Origin of the sequence: Rhizobium changzhiense, assembly GCF_013087625.1 — a bacterium.
Taxonomy (GTDB): domain Bacteria; phylum Pseudomonadota; class Alphaproteobacteria; order Rhizobiales; family Rhizobiaceae; genus Rhizobium; species Rhizobium sophorae.
Genome location: NZ_JABFCQ010000003.1, coordinates 201,664 through 222,329 on the forward strand (window position 1 = coordinate 201,664; position 20,666 = coordinate 222,329).

17 protein-coding genes are annotated in these 20,666 nt (G+C 61.0%); 4 read left to right on the forward strand and 13 right to left on the reverse strand.

Going from position 1 to position 20,666, the window contains the following annotated elements; genetic code table 11:
- Positions 1–2 precede the first annotated feature (2 nt).
- From G9X68_RS16080 to G9X68_RS16120, 9 genes are all read right to left on the reverse strand, one after another.
- Positions 3–1,208: a CoA transferase gene (locus G9X68_RS16080; protein ID WP_171603235.1), complete on the reverse strand. Its 1,206-nt coding sequence runs from the start codon at positions 1,206–1,208 to the stop codon at positions 3–5.
- A gap of 16 nt (positions 1,209–1,224) precedes the next feature.
- Positions 1,225–2,775, reverse strand: a complete 1,551-nt coding sequence (locus G9X68_RS16085) for an HAL/PAL/TAL family ammonia-lyase (RefSeq protein WP_171603236.1) — start codon at positions 2,773–2,775, stop codon at positions 1,225–1,227.
- A gap of 113 nt (positions 2,776–2,888) precedes the next feature.
- On the reverse strand, positions 2,889–3,806 hold the full coding sequence (locus G9X68_RS16090; protein ID WP_244956174.1) for an ABC transporter substrate-binding protein: 918 nt from the start codon (positions 3,804–3,806) through the stop codon (positions 2,889–2,891).
- An 8-nt stretch (positions 3,807–3,814) separates the two neighbouring features.
- The gene (locus G9X68_RS16095; RefSeq protein ID WP_128404971.1) at positions 3,815–4,540 is read right to left on the reverse strand and encodes an ABC transporter permease; all 726 of its coding nucleotides are present in this window, start codon (positions 4,538–4,540) and stop codon (positions 3,815–3,817) included.
- A 4-nt stretch (positions 4,541–4,544) separates the two neighbouring features.
- The gene (locus tag G9X68_RS16100; RefSeq protein ID WP_171603238.1) at positions 4,545–5,189 is read right to left on the reverse strand and encodes an ABC transporter permease; all 645 of its coding nucleotides are present in this window, start codon (positions 5,187–5,189) and stop codon (positions 4,545–4,547) included.
- Positions 5,179–6,306, reverse strand: a complete 1,128-nt coding sequence (locus G9X68_RS16105; protein WP_171603239.1) for an ABC transporter ATP-binding protein — start codon at positions 6,304–6,306, stop codon at positions 5,179–5,181. The genes G9X68_RS16100 and G9X68_RS16105 overlap by 11 nt, the downstream gene beginning before the upstream one ends.
- A 268-nt stretch (positions 6,307–6,574) precedes the next feature.
- Positions 6,575–7,285: a histidine utilization transcriptional repressor HutC gene (locus G9X68_RS16110; protein ID WP_171603240.1), complete on the reverse strand. Its 711-nt coding sequence runs from the start codon at positions 7,283–7,285 to the stop codon at positions 6,575–6,577.
- Positions 7,286–7,494: 209 nt separating this feature from the next.
- Positions 7,495–7,746 carry a TetR/AcrR family transcriptional regulator gene (locus G9X68_RS16115; protein ID WP_171603241.1) on the reverse strand — a complete coding sequence of 84 codons (252 nt, stop codon included), beginning with the start codon at positions 7,744–7,746 and terminating at the stop codon, positions 7,495–7,497.
- 197 nt (positions 7,747–7,943) lie between these two features.
- Complete coding sequence (locus G9X68_RS16120) at positions 7,944–9,821, reverse strand: HAMP domain-containing methyl-accepting chemotaxis protein (protein WP_171603895.1); 1,878 nt, start codon at positions 9,819–9,821, stop codon at positions 7,944–7,946.
- Between the two features lie 209 nt (positions 9,822–10,030).
- Here G9X68_RS16120 and G9X68_RS16125 point away from each other — a divergent pair, with 209 nt between their 5' ends.
- Positions 10,031–10,750, forward strand: a complete 720-nt coding sequence (locus G9X68_RS16125; protein ID WP_171603242.1) for a 4'-phosphopantetheinyl transferase family protein — start codon at positions 10,031–10,033, stop codon at positions 10,748–10,750.
- Here G9X68_RS16125 and G9X68_RS16130 read toward each other — a convergent pair.
- Genes G9X68_RS16130 through G9X68_RS16140 form a run of 3 tightly spaced genes read right to left on the reverse strand, consistent with a single transcriptional unit; the run spans position 10,723 to position 16,302 of the window.
- The gene (locus G9X68_RS16130; protein WP_171603243.1) at positions 10,723–12,075 is read right to left on the reverse strand and encodes a lysine N(6)-hydroxylase/L-ornithine N(5)-oxygenase family protein; all 1,353 of its coding nucleotides are present in this window, start codon (positions 12,073–12,075) and stop codon (positions 10,723–10,725) included. The genes G9X68_RS16125 and G9X68_RS16130 overlap by 28 nt on opposite strands.
- Complete coding sequence (locus G9X68_RS16135) at positions 12,072–16,064, reverse strand: non-ribosomal peptide synthetase (protein ID WP_171603244.1); 3,993 nt, start codon at positions 16,062–16,064, stop codon at positions 12,072–12,074. Before G9X68_RS16135 ends, G9X68_RS16130 begins: the two co-directional genes overlap by 4 nt.
- A gap of 19 nt (positions 16,065–16,083) precedes the next feature.
- A complete protein-coding gene (locus G9X68_RS16140; protein WP_130728235.1) occupies positions 16,084–16,302 on the reverse strand; it encodes an MbtH family protein in 219 nt (72 codons plus the stop codon).
- 205 nt (positions 16,303–16,507) lie between these two features.
- Between G9X68_RS16140 and G9X68_RS16145 the strand changes: the two genes are divergently transcribed.
- The 3 genes from G9X68_RS16145 to G9X68_RS16155 are packed head-to-tail and all read left to right on the forward strand — an operon-like array spanning position 16,508 to position 20,113.
- Positions 16,508–17,497: a GNAT family N-acetyltransferase gene (locus G9X68_RS16145; protein ID WP_171603245.1), complete on the forward strand. Its 990-nt coding sequence runs from the start codon at positions 16,508–16,510 to the stop codon at positions 17,495–17,497.
- Positions 17,494–18,915: an MATE family efflux transporter gene (locus G9X68_RS16150; protein ID WP_171603246.1), complete on the forward strand. Its 1,422-nt coding sequence runs from the start codon at positions 17,494–17,496 to the stop codon at positions 18,913–18,915. The genes G9X68_RS16145 and G9X68_RS16150 overlap by 4 nt, the downstream gene beginning before the upstream one ends.
- Before the next feature lie 10 nt (positions 18,916–18,925).
- Positions 18,926–20,113 carry a PLP-dependent transferase gene (locus G9X68_RS16155; protein WP_171603247.1) on the forward strand — a complete coding sequence of 396 codons (1,188 nt, stop codon included), beginning with the start codon at positions 18,926–18,928 and terminating at the stop codon, positions 20,111–20,113.
- Here G9X68_RS16155 and G9X68_RS16160 read toward each other — a convergent pair.
- Positions 20,004–20,663, reverse strand: coding sequence for a sigma-70 family RNA polymerase sigma factor (locus G9X68_RS16160; protein ID WP_171603248.1), 660 nt, complete (start codon positions 20,661–20,663; stop codon positions 20,004–20,006). The genes G9X68_RS16155 and G9X68_RS16160 overlap by 110 nt on opposite strands.
- Positions 20,664–20,666 lie beyond the last annotated feature (3 nt).

Here is a 20,666-nt window from a genome sequence, read left to right on the forward strand (position 1 = left end):
GGTCAGATGACTCCTCGCAACCTGAGATTTTCGATATCGGGGCCAGCCAGCCCCAACTCATCGCTCAAGACTGCATCAGTATGTTGACCCAAGGTCGGCGCGGCATAATCTCTGCCCGAGGCAATGCCGCTGAAACGGACCGGCTGGGGCATAACCTGAAATTCACCGGCATTGCGATGCTGCACGGTATGCAATAGCTGGCGGTGCTGCGCATGCGGCGTAGCGAGCGCCTGGGCGAGATCATAGATCGGCGCGGCCGGGACGCCCGCCTCATCGAGCAGCTGCGTCACCTCCTCCGTCGAGCGGCAGCGCGTCCAAGCCTCGATGAGGGCTCGCAGCTCCTCCTGATGGCCCTGCCGATCCGGATCCGTCTTGAAGCGGGGATCCGCGGTCAGGCCCGGATTGCCGAGCGCGCGGGCCAGTCGGGCAAAGAGCGCGTCGTTGGCAACGGCGATGACCACATAGCCATCGGCCGCCTGATAGGAATCCATCGGCGCACTGATCGGATGTGCGTTGCCGACGCGGCCGGGAGCGCCCTTGCCGCCTGTGATCTGTGACAGCGAGACCATTTGCAGGGACATGATGGAATCGAGCATGGCGACATCGACATGCTGACCCTTGCCGGTCCGATCGCGCTGAAACAGCGCCGCAAGCGCGCCCCAGGAGCCGTAGATGCCGGCAACAACATCGCCGACCGCATCGCCCACGCGGGTCGGCGGCCCATCCGGCCAGCCGGTGACGGTCATGATGCCGCCCATCGCCTGGACGACATGATCGTAGGCGGCACGGTGGGCAAGCGGCCCGTCCTGGCCGAAGCCGGAAATACTGACATAGATGAGGCGCGGATTGAGCGCTTTTACGGCCTCGTAGTCGATGCCCAAACGCGCTGTGACGCCCGGCCGGAAATTTTCGACGAGAATATCGGCCTGCTTGATCAGTCCGAGCAGCAGTTCGCGGCCCTCATCCGATTTCAGATCGAGCGTAACGCTCTTCTTGCCGCGATTGACCAGCATGAAATAGCTGCTCTCGCCGGCGATATGCGGAGAGAAGGCGCGGGAATCGTCGCCATGATCGGGGATTTCGATTTTAGTCACCGTCGCGCCGAGATCGCCGAGCATGGCGGAGCACAGAGGCCCCGCAAGCACGCGCGCCAGATCCAGCACCTTTATTCCATCGAGCGGCCGCACGGCCCGCGTTGCTTCGGTCACGGAAGTCTCCAAGCTATTAAACGTTGATTGCGAGGGCACGGTCGACGGCCCCGGCGATAGTGCCGTTGTCGATAAGGTCGCGGACGGCCTGCAATTCCGGATACATGGCGCGGTCGCTGTCGCGCGGCGGAACGACCTGCCGGATCGCGTCATAGGCGGCACCCGTGCCCCTGCCAGGCCGCAAAGGCCGGTGAAATTCCAGCCCCTGGGCGGCACAGATGAGCTCGATCGTCAGGATATCTGCGAGATTGTCGGCCGCTGTGCGCGCCTGCATTGCGGCGGAGACGCCCATGCTCACATGGTCCTCCTGGTTGGCGCAGGTGGTCACCGTATGGACCGAAGCCGGTGCCGCAAGGCTGCGATTGTCGCCGGCAATGGCAGCGGCCGCATAAGGCGGGATCATGAAGCCGGAATTGGCGCCGCTCGCGCCCATGAGGAAAGGCGGCAGCTCGCTGATATGGCCATTGGTCAGGCGGTCCGATCTTGCCTGCGACATGGTGCTCACATGCGCGATTGCGATCGCCAGCACATCCAGCGCGAGCGCCGTTGGCGCGCCATGGCCGTTGCCGCCGGGCAGAGGTACAAGCTCCTCGTCTTCGATGACGAAAACGGGGTTGTCGGTCACGGAGTTGATCTCGATGGTCAGGACATCACGGCAATAGGCGAGCGCGTCGCGCACACCGCCATGAACCTGCGGAATGCAGCGCAGGCTGAGCGCATCCTGAAGGCGATGATCGCGGTGCTTCGCCAGTACCTGGCTATCCGACAACAGGCTTCGCAGCCGGCTCGCCGTCTCGGCCTGTCCGGGATGCGGCCGCATCCGCTGAAGGCGCTCGTCATAGCCCCGGCTGTTGCCTTTCATCGCTTCCAGGCTCATGGCGCCGGCGACATCGGCAATCGCCACCAACTGCTCAGCCTGATGGACGGCGAGTGCGCCGATGCCGGTAATTTCATAGGTGCCGCTGATCAGCGCATGCCCTTCGCGCGGACCGGGCGCTTCGATGGCAATGCCGGCGCGGGTCATCGCCTCGCGTCCCGAAAGCAGCTCGCCTTCGTACCAGGCGCGTCCCTCGCCGAAAATGACGAGACCGATATGCGAGGTGGCGATCAGATAGCCGACCGAACCTTTCGCAGGCGACCAGGGGATGACGCCGCGGTTGAGCATCTCGCTCATGGTCTCCACCAGCCCGGCGCTGACGCCGCTGCAGCCCTGCAAGAGCGCCTTGATCATCGTCGCCATGATGGCGCGCACGGCTGGCGGATCAAGCGGCGTGCCCATGCCGCTCGCGTGGCTGAGCAGCATATTGAGCTGCGTACGGGAAATATCCTCGGGCTGAAGCTTCACGGTGTAGAGGTCGCCGACTCCCGTCGTCAGGCCATATATCGGCCTGTTTGCCTCAATGGCTTGGAGCAGAAGAGTCTGAACTTTGCGCATGCCGTCTACTGCATCGGGGCAAAGGGTTACTCTTGCTCCGGCGGCGATGTCCGCGATATCCTGGATCGTGGTCGGCGACGCGCCGAGCCGAACGGTCGCGGAGCTCTGTGAACGTTTGTTGCTGTGCGGCATTTCCGGTTTCCTTGGGCGGACGCCGGCTTTCCCCGTCTGGAGAAAGCGGCATCTCTACTTCCCTCTGTCCAGGTGCCGGCGGCCGAACACGGGCTCGGCCGCCGTGATATCGATTAGTTCAGCTTGTTCTTCGCCAACCAGTCGCCGGCAACGGTGTCGAAGCTTTCCTGATTGGCGAGGCGGCCGTTCATCTCGATCAGATCCTCGGTCGTCAGCGCGGCGGAGACGGCGTTGAGCGTCGCGGTGACCTTGTCGCTGACCTTGCTGGTAGCGATGATCGGCAGGATGTTCTGCGCCGGGAATAGGTTCTTCGTATCCTTCAGCGCGACGAGCTTGCTCGCCTTCATCGCCGGATCGGTCGAGGTCATGTCAGCGGCATGAACCTGACCGTTGATCAGAGCCGAAAGGGTCAGCGGACCGGCCACGTCAAGGGTTTTGAAATCCTTGAATACCAGGCCATAGACGTCCTTCAGACCGACGACGCCTTCCTTGCGGGTCTTCCATTCCGGCGGACCGCCGAGGATGAATTCGCCGGCGACCGGCTTCAGATCCTCGATCGATGTCAGGGAGTATTTCTTGGCGGTCTCCTCGGTGACGGCAAGCACGTCCGAATCCTGGGCATCGGATGCGGTCAGCATCGACACGCCCTTCGGCAGCACCTTGCCGAGCGCCTCGACGACATCCTTCGGGGCATGCGCGGTCGCGCTCTTGTCGAGGTAGCTCAGCGTCGCGCCGGCATATTCGGGAAGAAGATCGATCGAGCCGTCGAGCAGCGCCGGCATGTAGACTTCACGGCTGCCGATATTGAGCTTCGTGTCCACCTTCATGCCCTTGGCAGCGAGCGCCAGGGCATAGATCTTGGCAAGAAGCTGGCTTTCCGGGAAGTCCGCGGATCCGATGATGATCGTATCCACATCCGAGCGTGGCGTGCTCGAGGACAAGGGGTCTTCAGCCCGCGCGAGCGGAGCGACCGCAAGAAGGGCAGAAATGGCAATAGCGCCGATTGCAAGCATGTTTCGCTTTATCATCATCGTTCTTCCTAGCTGTTCCGTTGTTTTTCGTTTGCAAGCTGGCGCCGGATGGCGACGCCTTTCACAGTCCGGCGCGTCAAGCCGGGCGAGACTGCGATCCTGGATGCGAGGCCGAAGAACAGGTCGACGATCAGGGCGAGAACACCCACGAGAACGGCGCCAGCGGCCATCTGCATGTAGTCGTTTTGGGCGCGGCCATCGATGATGAGCCGGCCGAGGCCACCAAGCGAGACATAGGCAGCGATTGTCGCTGTCGAAATCACCTGCAAGGCCGCACTGCGGAAGCCCGAAAAGATCAGCGGCAATGCACAGGGAAACTCGACGGTGAGCAGCAAGGCGAGTGGTCTGTATCCCATGCCTCGGGCCGCATCGACAGCCGCGGGATCCACCGAGGTGATCCCGGAATAGGCGCCCATCATGATCGGCGGCACCGCAATCAGCACCAGGACAGCGATGCTTGGCACCAGATAGGCCAGGTCCGTTTTGAAATAGGGTCCGACGAGGATGACGAGCAGGACGATCAGGCCGAGGCTCGGCAAGGCGCGCGTGGCGTTCGCAAGCCCGGCGATCAGGAATGTCCCCTTGCCGGTATGCCCGACATAGAGGCCGGCAGGCAGGCCGATGAGCGCCGCGATGAAAAGAGAGATGAAACTGTATTCCAGATGCTGGGCGAGAAGGTTCGGGATGCCCTCCGAACCGTGCCACTGCGCTGGGTTGAGAAACCATTCGATCATCAGCTCACACCTTTCTCGGCCGCCAGGGCGTCAGCCAACGATTGAGCAGGATCACCAGACCGTCGAGGACGACGGCAAGCAACAGGCAAAGCACGACGCCGGCGATCAGCGGCGTGACGAACCGAAGCTGAAGACCTTGCGTGAACAGCAGCCCGAGCTGCGGCGTCCCGATCAATGCCGCGACGGAGACGATGCTGACATTGGACACGAGCGCGACGCGCAGGCCCGCCGCGATGACAGGCACAGCAATGGGTAACTCGACCATGAAAAACCGCTGGAAAGACCGGTATCCCATGGCGGTGGCTGCTTGCAGCGTATCCGGGGGCACGGCGCCAAGGCCGTCGCTGACGGTGCGGACAAGCAGGGCAAGGGAGTAGACCGTCAGCGCCACGACCACGTTGAGCGGATCGAGGATCTTCGTGTGGAGCACCAGAGGCAGAAGAACGAAGAGCGCGAGCGACGGGATGGTGTAGAGCAGACCGGCAACGCCAAGGATCGCCGATTTGAACAACCCGCTCTTATGCGCCAGCCATCCAAGCGGCAGCGAAAGAATGAGGGCGGCGATGACGGGAATGACAGAAAGGCCGACATGCCACCAGAACAGGTTGGCAATGTTCCCGGACTCACGCAGCAGCCAGTCAAACCGCATGGTCCACTCCCTTCACCGGAGCCGCCGGATCTTCCGATCCGTCGAGCAGCGCAACCAAATCCGCAACCCCGATGGAGCCCATCAGCTGGCCCTTGTCGTCGACGACGACACCGCGGCGGCTGGGCGAGCTCAAAGCCGCGTCGAGAAGCTGTCGCAGCGACCCATCAGCCGAGGCGAGCGTGCCGCTGAGATTGAGGTCGCCCATCCGGATTGGCCCCTGCAGGCTGGCCGGTTCCGTCCAGCCAAGCGGCTCTCCGCGCTCGTTGGTCACCAGCAGCCACCGATCCTTGGTGGCGCCTCGCGCCACTTCCGGCGCGTCGCCGATGCGCCCGGTCGGCTCGGTCTTGACAGCCAGCCGTCCATTGGCGCCGACGAAACCCAGGAAACGATAGCCTCGGTCGCGGCCGACGAAATTGGCGACGAAGGCATCGGCCGGTTTCGTCAGCAGCTCCTGCGGCGTCGCGATCTGCGCGAGCTCGCCGCCGACGCGCAGGACGGCGACCTGGTCGCCGAGCTTCAGCGCCTCGTCGATATCATGGGTGACCATGATGATGGTCTTGCCCATCTCTCGCTGAAGACGCAGGAATTCGTCCTGTAGCTGCGTCCGGACGATGGGATCGACCGCGCTGAAGGGCTCATCCATCAGCATGAATTTGGGATTGGAGGCGAGCGCGCGCGCCACGCCGACGCGCTGCTGCTGGCCGCCCGAAAGCTGCCAGGGGTAACGATCCGCAAAGCTTTCCGAGAGACCGACACGCTCGAGCAGCTCCAGCGCGATCGCCCGGGCCTGCTTCTTCGGCGTGCCGTTCAGGCGGGCGGTCGTCGCGACATTGTCGATGATCGTCCGGTGTGGGAAGAGACCGGCATGCTGAATGACATAGCCGATCCGCCGCCGAAGCAGCGCCTCATCCATCCGCGATGTCGGCTCGTCGCCCAGCCGGATCGTGCCGGAGCTCGGAGCCACGAGACGATTGATCATGCGCAGCGATGTCGTCTTGCCGCATCCGGACGGCCCGACAAGCACCGTCAATTTACCGGTCGGCGCCGTGAACGACAGGTCGTTCACCGCCACAACATCGCCGTGATAGCGCTTCGTCACATTTTCGAAAGTGATCAACCTAGCTCACCATACATATATGTACCTGTATATATAGGTTACACAAAAGTGAGGGGCGCGCAACCGGGCAAGGCCAGTTTTTAGCCTTTATGCCGCACTGCACATAAAATGTGCGATTGGAGGAGGGGCCGTTTAAAGACGCGCCAGACGCTGCATCAAATGCGCCACCACGAACGCCAGGTCTCTCCCGGTCGATGCGCCAATGCTTGGATTTGGATGGCCAGCAGCGCTCGTTTCAAGATCAAAGCTGCCGCCTTCGCGCCGCTCATCAGCGGCTATCTTGAGTGATGAAGGTATGGCGGGTCCCCGGATGGATGAAACGTGTGAATGTTGTGACATCATCACCGACCCAAGTCTTTCTCGTGACAACAAGGCAAGGATCACTCTCGTTGAGTTCGAGAAGCTGTGCTTCTCTGGCAGTTGGAAGGACGGCCTGAATTTCGTTCTCCGTGCGCGTTGGAAGCGCAATCGACTGAAGATAATCTGTCGTGGAATAACTGGTGAAGTTCTGGTTGAGATAGCCGGGAGCGAAGCCAGGAGATACAAATCGGTCTTCTAGCTGCACCGGGCTGCCGTTTGCACAGTAGACGATAAGCGAGTGGAAGACGGGAACGCGAGCTCTTGTTCCCATTCGCTGCGCAATGTCGGGCGGGACACTTGTCTGCTCGACGGCGTGCACGCGAATCGATAGAACTTCTCCGCGGTTTCGTATGTCGTCCGCAATGTTGTGCAACAACACGAAAGTAGACGAAGCCCTGGGCGGAGCAACAAACGTTCCAACGCCGGCAATCCTCTGCAGCACACCGCTGACGGTCAGCTCACGCAGCGCGCGATTGGCGGTCAATCGAGATGATCCCAACTCGGCGGCAAGCTGGTTTTCGCTTGGTATTTTCGCGCCGGGGCGGAATGTGCCATCCGCGATTCTTTCTAGCACATGGAGTTTGATTTGTTCGTATAAAGGCTGCGGCTGCGAGAGCATGCAATCTCCATGTAAAAATTCAAGGCGAGCGCTTACGCCAGCGAGTTCTTTTCTTTTTCGCTGACATTGCGAACTTATAGCACGTGAACTTGTATAGGCGATGGCTCTTGGAGAACGACCCAATGACGACCACCCCTCGATTGTTGAAGGCTAGCCTTGGGTGGAACGTGTGGATTCATGGCCCAGCCATAGCGAAGTCACGGTGCTGTCTACGCAGGAAACCGACATGCTCGTGTCGGTTCGGCGCTTAAATTGCCAAGCAGGCAGCCTTTTGTGAATACCGCTTCTCTGAATGCCTCTATCCGCTCATCGAAATAAGCTTCCAGTTTGACGGGGCGCGACATCTTGATCGCACAGAAGTCACGCAACTTGCCCTCGTTGCGATCGAAACAGGCGTCCATCACTTCCGCCCCAAAAGCCTCCTTGCTTGCGAAGTGATTGTAGAAAGAAGCTTTCGGCACGGCTGCGCCATCCAGATTCCCTGGATGCCTGTAGCGGCATAACCATCGACATGGATCATTCGCACCTCACGCCTTGAACGATGGTACGTCGCGGCGAGATGATGCTGCCGCTCTGATACATCACGACGAATGATGGATGGCGGTCGTCCAGGCGCTAGTTCAACATCTTCAGTACCTGATCTGACGTCAGCCGCGTTTCATCTTTGCGTCACGCGCCGCGAAACGACCAAGTGGATTGGCCTGTTGCCTTCAAAGGCCGGTCCGCTGCGCTGCCTGTCCGCAGCACTTTTGTCGCCGTCCAATTGAAACTGATTGACCAGATCCCGCAGGCGGCCTGCCTCGGAGGACAGTGAGGCAACGGCAGCCGTCGACTGCTCGACCATCGCCGCATTTTGCTGGGTCGCTTGGTCCATCTGATTGACGGCCGTATTGATCTCGGCAAGTCCAGTCGACTGCTCGCGCGCCGATGTGGCAATGGCATCCATGAGTTGGTTGATCTGGACGACGTACTCACCGATCGACTTCAGCGACGTTCCGGTTTCGAGAACCAGTTTCACGCCATTTTCGACGTCAGTTGACGATTTTTGAATAAAGCCCTTGATCTCCTTGGCCGCTTGAGCGGCGCGCTGGGCAAGCTCACGGACTTCCTGGGCGACGACGGCAAAACCTTTGCCAGCCTCACCCGCACGGGCAGCCTCAACGCCGGCATTCAGTGCCAAGAGGTTTGTCTGGAAGGCGATTTCATCAATTGCACTAATGATGTTCGAAATCTGCTGTGAACTGTCCTCGATGCGGCGCATCGCCCCTTCCGCCTCCGAGACGACCTTTGCCGATCGCTGGGCGCTGATATCGGCTTCTTTGGCGACATTGCGCGCCTCGTCGGTGCGTTTGGTCGCCGTCGTCACATTCGACGTGATCTCGTCCAGGGCTGCGGCCGTCTCCTCGAGGGAGGCGGCTTGTTGTTCGGTACGTTTGGAAAGATCCTGCGCGGCAGATGCAATTTCACCCGTACCATTATCGATGCTGTGCACCGTCTCGAGCACGGCGCCGATCGTCGCGCCCAATTGCCGGAGCGAAGCGTTGAAGTCTTCGCGCAAGACTTCGTATTCGGCCGCAAATTGCTCCGAAAGCTGGAAGGATATGTCGCCTGATGCAAGCCGCCGGAGACCTTCGCCCAATGTCGTGGTCGCGAAGCGCAACTGTTCCGCCTCGCGTTCGGCGCGCTGCTGGGCTGCGGCACGCGCTGCCTCGGTCTCGCTGCGGGATTCGGCGGCTTCCTTTTCGAGCCTGACGACGTTGAGGGCATTCTGACGAAAGATTTCAACCGCACCGGCCATTTCGCCGACTTCGTCGGCGCGACCGGCATAAGGAATATCACTGTCAAGATCGCCATCCGACAAACGCCTCATGGCGGAGGCGATGCTTCGGATTGGATTGGCGATACCCGATATCGCAAATAAGATGCCGGCTACGGCAAGAAGCACGGCCAGTGCTGCGATCATGGCCGTCAGCGTGAAAGCGGATTGCGCGGAAGCACCGCTTGCGGCCACAAAGCCTTCGGCCTGGCCGAGAATGAAAGCGACAAGGTCCGCCACCGCCTTGTTGACCAGTTCTGCTTGTGGCTCCATCTTTTCCTTGAAGAGGCGGATTGCTTCAGGCGTCTTCCCATCATTTTCAAGCGCGATCATTTGTTCTGCCAGCGCGCGATATTTGGCGAGTTCCGGCTTCATCTGATTGATCAGTTGGCGTCCACGCTCCGTACGAACGCTTTTTTCGTATTCGCCAACAACCGTGTCCAGCGCAACACCAGCGGCGTCGATCTGTTCCTGTCCGACATTCCGCTCCTGCGCTGTATCCTCCAGGAGGTACTGGGCATAGACCAATTTCAGGTCGAGGAAGTCATCCTTGATCTCGCGAGCCGTCACAAGCCGCTGCATCCAGAAGGTCCCGATCTGCTCGGTATTGGCGCGAAGTGTCGAAATCGTGCTCAACGAGACATAGGACAGGCTAACCATGAACAGAGTGATGATCGACAGCTTTAAGATCAGGGCTTGCTTGATGCTCGGGCGCTTCATGCGGGTCTCCTCGAAGGTACCTGGGACGACCGGCGTGCCGGCTGATATAAGATCTCGCACCGGATTCCATAATTTAGTATTAACTAAACAATGTTCCCGCCGCATTTGCGATGATCTTCTGAGTTGACCAATACTTCCGCGATCAATTAAACGCGCTGCGACCCAGAGTTCTTGAAAATTCAGGGAAATAGCAGCCACGGCGAGCGAAAATGCACCAACCTGAAGATCAAGCTGCCGGCATTGAAATCGCGCTCTGGCCGTATTCCGAGAATGAGGGTGACTGGAGCCGCTGGATGCAGTCGCTTTCACCGGATGAACGGGAGCGCGCCGCGACCTACCGGTTTGACCAGGATCGGGCCTCGTTCATTGCCGGTCGCTATCTCTTGCGGCGGCTGTTGAGCGAGCATATCGGCACACCGCCGAACAAGGTCCCGTTGTCCCCGGACAACCGCGGCAAGCTGAGGCTTGAGGGGCGTGAGAGGCCGCAATTCAGCCTCGCCAATGCCGACGGGCTTGTGGCGGTCGCTGTCGCTTCAGGATGTGATCACGTGGGAATAGACTGCGAACGCGTCGATACCGAAATCGAAGCGGCGGCAGTGGATACCTATTGCAGTGCAGACGAACGGCGCTGGCTCGCGGAATTGCCTGCGCCCGAACGCGCGCGCGCGGCCGTTGCACTCTGGACGCTGAAGGAGAGCCATCTGAAGGCACTCGGCGTCGGGCTGCGCGAGGATCCCCGCAACGTCGCCTTTTCCTGGAAGGATGGCATCCCCGACATGGTCGATGGCGGCGATCGCGATCGGCGCTGGCATCACCGTCTGGTCGAAAGCGGCAGCCAGCACGTCGTCGCGCTGGCTGCCTGCTCTCGATCCGGGTTCCCCCGTATTTCGACACGCCTATTTCAGGACGATAACATGCCGTCCGAATAGCCGGCTCGGAGCTGATGAGGCATTGCGGAAGAGGTCTCCGTCGCCCAGGCGAGTTGCCCGTTGTCGGGTTCCGCATCGAAGTGCGGCCGGCCGAGAAGCGTATTGACGATGGTTGCGCTGCGCCAGGCCATGAGGCTGAGCTGAGAGTCGGCGATACCGTGCGAATAGCGCCCTGCATTCTGCGCAAACAGCCGGTTGGTCCGCGGACCCGTCCACTGCATCGTGTAGTCGTCATTGAGCAGAGGATAGCCGTTTCTGTCGAGCGTTATCCTGTCGCCCAGCGAGCCGAGAGCGTCCGGCAATCGGAACCGGTAGCCGGTTGCCAGAACCACTGCATCCGCATGAAGCACCTCGATCCCGCCGTCGAACTGGTTCCTGACGATGAGCCGATAGGCATTGCCGTTCCGCTCCATCTGGATCACATCGCGATTTGGCGCCAGGGAGGCGTTGAGCGTGCTCGGTTCGAGATAGCGCAACGCATAGAGGCGGCGATAGATCGCGTGAATCGTCGAAATCGACAAGCCGTCGCTGGTCAGGATCGAGTTCTTCAAAGCGGCCTGCTTCTGCTCGCCGCCGAGCTTCAAATAGGCCTGCACGTATTCGGGTGAGAAGACCTGGTTCGAAAACGGCGTATCGTTGATCGGCTCGAAATTATGACGCCGGCTGATCCATGTCAGCTCCGTCATGGAACCAGGATCGGCAAGCAGGGCTTCGACGACCTCGCCGCCGCTTTGACCGCCGCCGACCACGACGATGCGGGCGGCGCCGAGATCGCTGAGACGTGATTTGGCCTCGCTGTTATGAAAGCAATCGGCGCCTAGAAACGGTTTTGCCCAGTCGGGCACAAAGGGTGAAGACCCTGTGCCGATCACCAGGTTTCGCGCCTCCTCCTGCCCGTTGTCGAACCGCAGGAAGAAGCGGTCGTCGCGATGCTCGACGTCACGAATCTCCGTTGCGAAGCGCAGGCCGTCCACACCATTGGCGACCCAGGCCAGATAGCGCGCAAACTCCTGCCGGGGAACGGCGTCATAATTGGCGTTCAGGAAGGCGTAGAGCCTCTTATGGGCAACCAGGTAGGAGACGAATGACCAGCGGCTGGTCGGCAGGACCGGGGTGACGAGGTCCTTCAAAAAGGACGATTGCAGCTCGACGCCAGGCATCATCATGCCGGGGTGCCAGTCGAACGATGGGCGCCGCTCGAAGAAACGGCTTCTGATCTCGGGCACCGACTCAAACAGGCAGGCGAGGCTCAGATTGGAGGGGCCGATGCCGATGCCGGCAATATCCAGCGGCTCGGCATCCCTGCGGGCAAAAGCGACGGTCATGCGATATCCTTCTCTGTTTCCTTGAGACGCAGGGCGAGCCTTGAGTGGAAGGCGGGAGACCCGATCATGTGCAGATGGTTGGTGCCGGTGATGATTTCGGCCGCCCGCGCCCGCGGCGACAGCCGGCGCCAGTCGATCAGGTTGAGGCCGCGGTTGAGGCTGTCGTCGGCAGCCCAGGGATAGATCGGCACATCGTGGGGAACGAGCCGGTGTTTGCGGAAGATCAGGGCATTGTCGATGAGCACCCAAAACGTATGCTCGCGACTGCTGATATCGGGCCCGTCGTCTGGAAGCGGGTCCTTTTCGTCGCCGACAAAGCGCAGGAACTGATCGTAAGTATCCGCGTCCATCGTCGACAGCAGCCGGTCCCATTCAGGACGCATAGCCGTTCTTCCAAGCCATGCCTTTACGTCTCGATGAAGCTCATCGCGCTCGCCCGGCCGGAACCTCGGCTTTGCGCCGATCGCGAATTCCGATCCGAGATCGCAAACGTCGACCATCGCCATCATCCTGACGTCGACCTGGTCACCGAGGGCGCGGGCAGCCTCATAGGCCAGAAGCCCGCCCCACGACCAGCCGAGGAAATAGCAGGGCGCTCCCTGGCTATGCGTCCTGATATAATCGACATAGCTCTCGATGATCTCTTCGACCGGAGCGCCGACTGCCTTTTTCTCGGAAAGCGAGTGGCAAATGAAGCCGGTCGCCGGCTGATCGGCTCCGAGATAATCGACGAGCTTGACGTATTCGCGGGTGCTGACGAGAAGGCCCGGGAAGCAATAGAGCCGCGGCTTGGCGCCGGAAGCGCGCAGCACGATCACCTCAGACAGATCCCGCTGGTCACCCTGCTCGATCACGCCGGCAAACGAACGCACGGTCGGATTGTTGAAGATATCGGCGACGGTGAGCGGGGTTTTCGGCCGGCGCTGCCGCAACTGCGACAGGATGCGGATCGCGCCCAGCGAATTGCCGCCGATCGCGAAGAAATTGTCCTCGACGCTGATTGCTTCCAGCTTGAGAACCTGCCGCCAGACATCCAGCACCTCCTCTTCGAGCACGGTCGCCGGCTCGACGATTGTGCGTTTGACCGGTTGTGGCGCCGGCAGCGCGAAGCGATCGAGCTTGCTGTTCGGGTTGGTCGGCATTTTTTCCAGTTCGACCACGGCAGACGGCACCATGTAGGATGGCAGGCTGCGTTCGAGGCCGGCGCGGATCGCCTCGACGTCCAACGTCTCGTCTTTCTTCGGAACGACATAGGCAACGAGCGCCTTGTCGCCACCGGCATCGTCATCGCGCAGGACCACCAGGGCTTCGCCGACGCCGGGCTGCTGGAGCAGTGCCGCTTCGATCTCGCCGAGTTCGATCCGGTAGCCGCGAAGCTTCACCTGATGGTCGACACGGCCGACGAATTCGACGGTTCCGTCATCACGCCAACGCGTCAGATCGCCGGAGCGATAAAGCCGGCCGCCGTCATTTGAGAACGGATCGGGGATGAAGCGGTCCGCCGTCGTGTCCGGCTTGCCGAGATAGCCGCGTGCGATACCCTCGCCGCCGATATAGAGCTCGCCCGTCACGCCGATCGGGCACGGATTGAGATCGGGGTCGAGCACATAGACGCGCCTTAACCCGACAGCGCGGCCCAGCGGAGCATAGACCCCCTGGAATTTCGTGCCGGCCCTCACCTTCCAGACCATCGGCGTCATGATCGTTTCGGTCGGACCGTAGCCGTTGATCAGCCATTCCGATTTCAGCGCCCGCGACAGAAGATCGAAGGTCGGCTGCGCCAGCCCCTCGCCGCCGAAGGAGTAAAGCCGCATCGGCGGCGCGCCGTCCGTCACATCTGCCCATTCCGCCAGTTGCTGCAGATAGGTAGTCGGGATACTCGCATTGTTGGCGCCGTGCTTGCGCATCGCCGTCAATGTCTCTTCCGGTGTCCAGAGCGGCTGATCGGGAAGGATGATGCTGCCCCCCTCCATCAGCGGGTTCATCCATCGCTCATGGCCGCCGTCGGAACTGAAGGGAAGGAACGGCAGCTCGCGGGAGTCAGAGCTCATGCCATAGACACGCGAGGTGTTTTGCAGATGGTGCGTCAGCGGCCCGTGCTCGACAGCCACGCCCTTCGGCAATCCTGTCGATCCGGAGGTATACATGACGTAGGCAAGCTGGTCCTTGTGCGTGGGAATATACAGCGGCGTATCCGGCTCGCTTTCGAGATCGATCTTGTCGAGATCGAGAACGATCGCGTCGAGTTTTTCCGGCAGGCGATGGCGCAGCCAACTGTGCGTGAGGACGATCTTGACGCCGCCATCGCGCAGAATGTGGTGGTTGCGCACCGGCGGATGGTCGGGTTCGACCGGAATATAGGCGCCGCCAGCCTTCAGGGTCGCGAGGATGCCGACGATGGCCTCCGGCGAGCGCTTGATGAAGATTGCGACCGTCACTTCGGCGCGAACGCCGAGCTGCCGCAGCCGATGGCCGAGGCGGTTGGTGCTCGTCTCCAGCCAGCCATGGGTCCACTCTTCGTCACCATAGACGATCGCTGTTTTCTCGGGCGTCCGGCGCGAATGGGCCGAGATCAGCTCGTGCACCGGCCTGTCGTCGTTGACGACGTCGTCCTCGTAGGGTGCAGACAACCAGTCGAGCTCGTCGCTGCCCATGAGTTGGATATCCTTGATCCGGAGATCCGGCTGCGCGACGATCTGCTCGAGTACCAGGCTAAAATGCCTGGCGACACGGGCAATCAGGGCGCCGTCATAAAGATCCTGCGCATAATCGATCAGCCCGGCTGCGGCACCATTCAGATCTGCCTCGATCACCAGGGAAAGCTCGCTGTCGGCGCGCGCGCTCAGAGGTTCCAGATTGGTTGCGTGCCTGGGGACCGGATACGGCTCGCGGAATTCGAACAGCGCCTTGACCACAGCTTCCTGGGCAGCCGCTTCGTCGACGACCAGTTCCTGGGTGATGCGCTCCAGCGGCACGAGCCGGGCAAGCCCCTCCTCGGTCGCCGATGAGATCGCTGCGATGACATCGTCGAGAGAGCTTCTTGATGTCAGCGACAGGATGAGGGGAAGGACCTGTTCGGCACGGCCGCGGTTCGCAAGATGCTCCTTCTGCGGCCGCGCGATCAGCAGCCCGGTCAGCAAAGCATAGTTGCCGCTGTAGCGCGCCAGCAGCGCGCAAAAGGCGGCGTGAAGCACGCGCTCGACCTGATACCCCTTATGCTGCGCATGTCGACCGAGCTTTTCCCAGAGCTCGGGCTCGATCGAAAATCGATGCTGCGCGCGCGCCACACCTGCCAGCCCGCCGCTGTTGAAGCGGGTGGGAAAGGTCGAGGCCGAATAATCGAGACCGATCGTGTTCCGCCAATAGGAGAGGGATTCCTGGGCCAGCTTCGTCTGCAGCCACTCAGCCTCCCGCGTTCCGGCCAAGATTTCGGCCGGCTGCGTGTCGCCGGCAGGTGCGCCATCGAGAATTCGCGTCAGGGAGCCGGCGAGAACAGACTTCTCGCGATCGTCCGAGATCACAGGATGAAGCAGGATCGTCAGAAGCGACTGCCCATCGGCAAGCAAGATAATCTGAACACGCGTCGGCGGACCAGCAAGGAGGTCGAAGCGCCGGTCGCGGAAGGCTTTCTTGGCGGCCAACGCATCCGGCTCCGCAAGAGCGATACCTTCGCCGACAATCTCGATCGGTACTGCGTTCAAAGCGCCGCAGTATTGCTCGACGCGGCCGCCTGCCAGCCGGCGGAACCGGGTGGCAAGGAAGGGATGTTGCGCCACGAGCGTCCGGCAGGCGCCGGCAATCGTCTTGATGTCGACCGCCGGGCTCAATCGCAGCGAAATGACCTGGTCGGGAAACACCGTGTCGTTGCCGATCTGCTCCAGCGACCAAATACGCTTCTGCGCGATCGTCAGCGGGAAGCTCTCGAAGACCGTGTCCGTTGCCACATCGGTCGGGGTGGCATCTGCGAAGTTTGTGATCTGTTTGTTCATCCGTGCCATCCAGCCGTTTTCAGAGACGCGCATCGCCGGCGATTGCCGAGCGCAAAGAGAGGGGGCGCGGATCCGCCCAGACGTCAGCGATATGCGCCAGGCATTGCTGGCGCGAACCGGCAAAACCCGCCGGCTCCCAGCCCAGTGGAATCCGCTTGTCCCGCGGCCAGACCGAGTAGCGATGCTCGGTGTCGATGACGGCGATCCAGAGATCGTCGTGAGGTTCAAGATTATCCATTCGCAGCTCCTGCGGTGATGATGGTCATGCGCAAGTGACGGATCCGGCAGGCTGCAGTTTAGAAAATTGATGAGAATTTTTTTCTTCGCTTATCCCTAAATCCGACGGGAGATGGATCGTCATTCTACTAAATCGGCGCAAGAGTACGCTTCATGCTCGCCGCGCCAAAAGCCCGGCCGGTCCTCGACCGGCCAAGGAGAACGTCATGGATTTCGACGCAGTCAAACAAAGGCGCGCTCTGCAGTCGCGTAGCTACGTCAGCCTCGCCCCCAATCTCATCCACCTCAAGACCGCTTACGGCCACCACGAAGCCGCATTCGAGGTCGAGGCCAGCATCGCGTCGGTGACCTTTTACCATGGCGATCCCGTGCAATCGGCAGAGCTTCTCATGGCGGCCGCCGAAGCCGTAACGGCAGAAGATCGCTCGATCACCTCAGTCGTCTTCGAAGGGCATCAGACAAGCCTCCCGCCGCACATTGCGGATGCAGGCGGAAGGCTCAATTCGGCGATCCTGTGGCAATGGCCCTCGCTCTGGCTGCCGCAGCTGTCCTATCCGCTGCCGCCCGTGCAGGAGATGACCGCGGGCCGGTATCATCCGCGTCGACCCGCAAAGCCGAAGGGTACGATCTACAGGCGTTTCATCCCTTGGCTGGAACGGGAAATCACCTTCACGGTGGCCGATCCCGAGACCGATCTTGCAGCATTTCATCGCTGGATGAACGACGAACAGGTCAACACGATCTGGGAGGATGCGGGTTCGATCGACAAGCACCGGGTGATCCTGGAAAAAAGGATCGCAGATCCGCATGTCCTGCCGCTGATAGGCAGTTTCGCGGACATTCCCTTCGGCTATTTCGAAGTCTATTGGGCAAAGGAGGACCGGCTCGGCCCCTTTTACGATGCCGACGACTATGATCGCGGATGGCATGTGGCGATCGGCGAGCCCGGCTATCGCGGCAAGAAATGGATCAGCGCATGGCTTCCCTCGCTGATGCATTTCATCTTCCTCGACGATCCACGCACGAAGCGCATCGTCGGCGAGCCGCGCGCCAGTCACGAACAGCAGATCCGCAACCTCGACCGTTCGGGTTTTGCCAAGGTCAAGCACTTCGATTTTCCGCATAAGCGGGCGCTCCTGGTGATGCTCGGCCGCGAGCGTTTCTTCGGCGATCGTCTCTGGGTGCCTGCGTCATGAACGATATGAGCGACGCGAGCGGCAGCTTTCGGAGACGGCAGCGTCTCGCACCGGAAGACCTTGCCAGTCCTGAGCTTCTCAGGCTGCTGCTTCGGCTCGGACTGCCAGCCATGTTCGGCCTGTCGATCAATGCCGCCCATCATACGATCAACATGATCTTCGTCGGGATGATCGGTGAAGACCAGATCGCGGCGATCATGATCGTCCTGCCGGTCCTCATGCTCATCGCTGCCTTCGGCGAGGGGATCGGCGTCGGTGTCGCAACGGAGGTCGGACGCACGCTCGGAGCCGGCAACCGATCCCGGGCCGGCGCCATTGCCTCGATCAGTCTTGCTGCCGGCGTCGTTTTCGGCGCGGCAAGTACCATCGCAATCATCGCATTTCCAGATTTGCTGCTGTTCGGCGCCACACCTGCCCTTCAGCCGCTCGCGCAACATTATCTGATGATCATTGCGGTCTCGGTGCCGCTGACGATGGCGCAGATCATTCTCGATTTCCTGGCGATCGCAGAGGGCAATGCCCGCTTCAGCATGTGGACGCTGGTCGTCTGCTTTGCGCTGAACATGATCCTCGACCCGATCATGATCTTTGGCTTCGGCCTCGGGCTGCAGGGCGTTGCAATCGCAACCATCCTGTCCCAACTGGTCGCGCTTTGCATCTATGCTGCCTACCACGCCAGGCGACTTGGGACGGTCCGGCTGACATTTGGCTGGCGGTGGCGAGATATCGGCTATCTCAGGCCTGTCCTTGCTGTGGGCGCACCGACGACGCTGACCAGCCTCGCAACCGCAGGCGCGATTGCGGCCGTGGTATCGCTCGCCGGCACCTATCACGGAGAAGCCGGCATCGCCGGCGTCGGGATTGCCTTGCGGCTGCTCGCTGTCGGAACCCTCCCCGTCATCGGCATCTCACTCGGAGCCCAGTCGATCCTGAGCTTTGCCTGGGGTCGGGGCGATACAGCCCGGATGCTATCGGCAGCCCACATCCTCACAGTGGTCACGACTGCCGTGAGTGGCGCCTATGGATTGGCCGCGCTGGTTTTCTCCGAAGAACTTGCCTCATTCTTCACCGACGATTCGTTGGTGATCGGGATAGCAGGGCAAGCGATCATCGCGACCCATCTTCCGCTTCTGCTTTTCGGCCTACGGCAAACGGTGCTGATCCTCTTTCAGGCTCAGGGCAGAGCGAAAGCGGCGGTTGCCATCGGTCTGGCGCAGAATGGCTATGTTCTCTTTCCGCTGCTTGCTCTTCTGCCGCCGTTCTTCGGCTTTTCAGGCTTACTGGCAGCAATATTCCTGGCCTCGGCGTTGACCGGCCTGCTGTCGGCCGTCTGCCTGGCGAGGACGCTCAGCGCGCTCCGGCAGCGCTCTGCCGACCATCTGACCTCCATCCGTTCATATCCCAGCTTTTGTCCATGAGAGGATGACCATGAACCAGTCGATCAACCCGCACGACCTTGGCGCCCATGCGGTCGCTGACGATCTCTTTACGCCTGTCGATCCGGCGGCATTCAACGCTGTGTCTCCGCCGATCTTCCAAACGTCGCTCTTCACTTACGACAGTTACGAGGCGATGGAGGATGTTTTCGCCGGCCGCACGCGCAACTACATTTATTCGCGCGGCGACAATCCGACGGTCCGCGAATTCGAACTCCTGGTTGCCCGCCTCGAGGGCGCAGAGGACGGACGTGCTTTCTCCAGCGGAACGGCCGCCATTACATCGACAATTCTGAGCCTCGTTGAGGCGGGAGACCGGGTCGTTGCGGTCCGCCATCTCTACAACGATGTCTACCGCCTTCTGGTGAAACTGCTTGCCAGGCTCGGCGTCGCGGTGGATTTCGTCGATCCCGCCGACCACGACGAGGTCCGCAAGGCGCTGTCAGGCGCCAAGCTGCTCTACCTTGAAAACCCCACATCCTTCGTCTTCGAGCTTCAGGACATTGCGGCGCTGTCGGCCATGGCAAAGGAGGCCGGGGTTACCACAATCATCGACAATTCCTGGGCAACGCCGCTGTTTCAAAAACCGATCCAGCATGGCGTCGATATCGTCATTCACGCCGCCTCGAAATATCTCGGCGGTCACAGCGATACGGTCGCCGGAGTCGTCGTCGGCTCGAAGGAGGCCATCGCCAGGATCAATTCAATATCCTACCCGTATGTCGGCGCCAAACTGTCACCGTTCGAGGCCTGGCTGCTGCTGCGCGGCATGCGCACGCTGCGTGTCCGTCTCAAGGAGCATGAGCGCAGCGGGCTTTTGCTGGCCGGGCGGCTGAAGGAGCACTCTGCGATTGGACGCGTTCGTCACCCGGCATTCCAGGCCCATCCCGGACGGGCAACGCTGACGGGTTATGCCGGGCTGTTTGCCTTCGACCTCAATCCCGATATCGATGTCGCACGCTTCGTAAACAGCCTTCGCGACATCCGCCTCGGCGTCAGCTGGGGGGGACCGGAAACGTTGGTGGTCCCCGCCAAGGTCGCGCTGCAGATCCCCGATCGGATGACCTCCTTCATCCGGTTCGGCGTGAGCGAGCAGACGGTTCGTTTCGCCGTTGGCCTGGAAGAGCCGGAACTGATGTGGAGCGATTTGCAGCAGGCGCTGCACGCAGCGAAACGGTAGGGTCCGGTCGGTGCGCATGATCGGGGCGGGAAGCAGGTTCGGCGATCGCCAGATGGCAATGTTCCTCTGCCGCTTTGATCATGAAGTTGACGAGGGTCCTTGAGACGCCAAGTTCGGCTGCAATATCCTTCTGCGGCACGCCGTTGAGGCGATGGCGAATGAAGGCATCGTTGGTTCGCTTCGGCAGCGCCTCGAGCGAGGCAAGCACATTGCGCAGGGTCTCGGCAGCGACGAGCTGGTCGAGCACCGTGGGGACAGGCGCCGTGATCTCCTGAATCTGGTCTATCGACCTATGGTTGTTCATCTTCTGGCGTCGCCGGCGGCTCTCATCGAGTGCGAGATTGTAGACCATCCGGAAGGCGTAGCCGATCGGGCAACGAATGTCGTCGGTTTTGACCCCATAGGCTTTAATGACTCCATCTTGAAAGATATCCTCGGAATATGACTTTGATTTGACAACGCTTTCAATCGTTTTAAGGAGCTTGTCCTTGTTTTCGATCATGGCGTTGACCACGGCATTTCCGTTCACATCACGATGCAATGCGTGCATTGT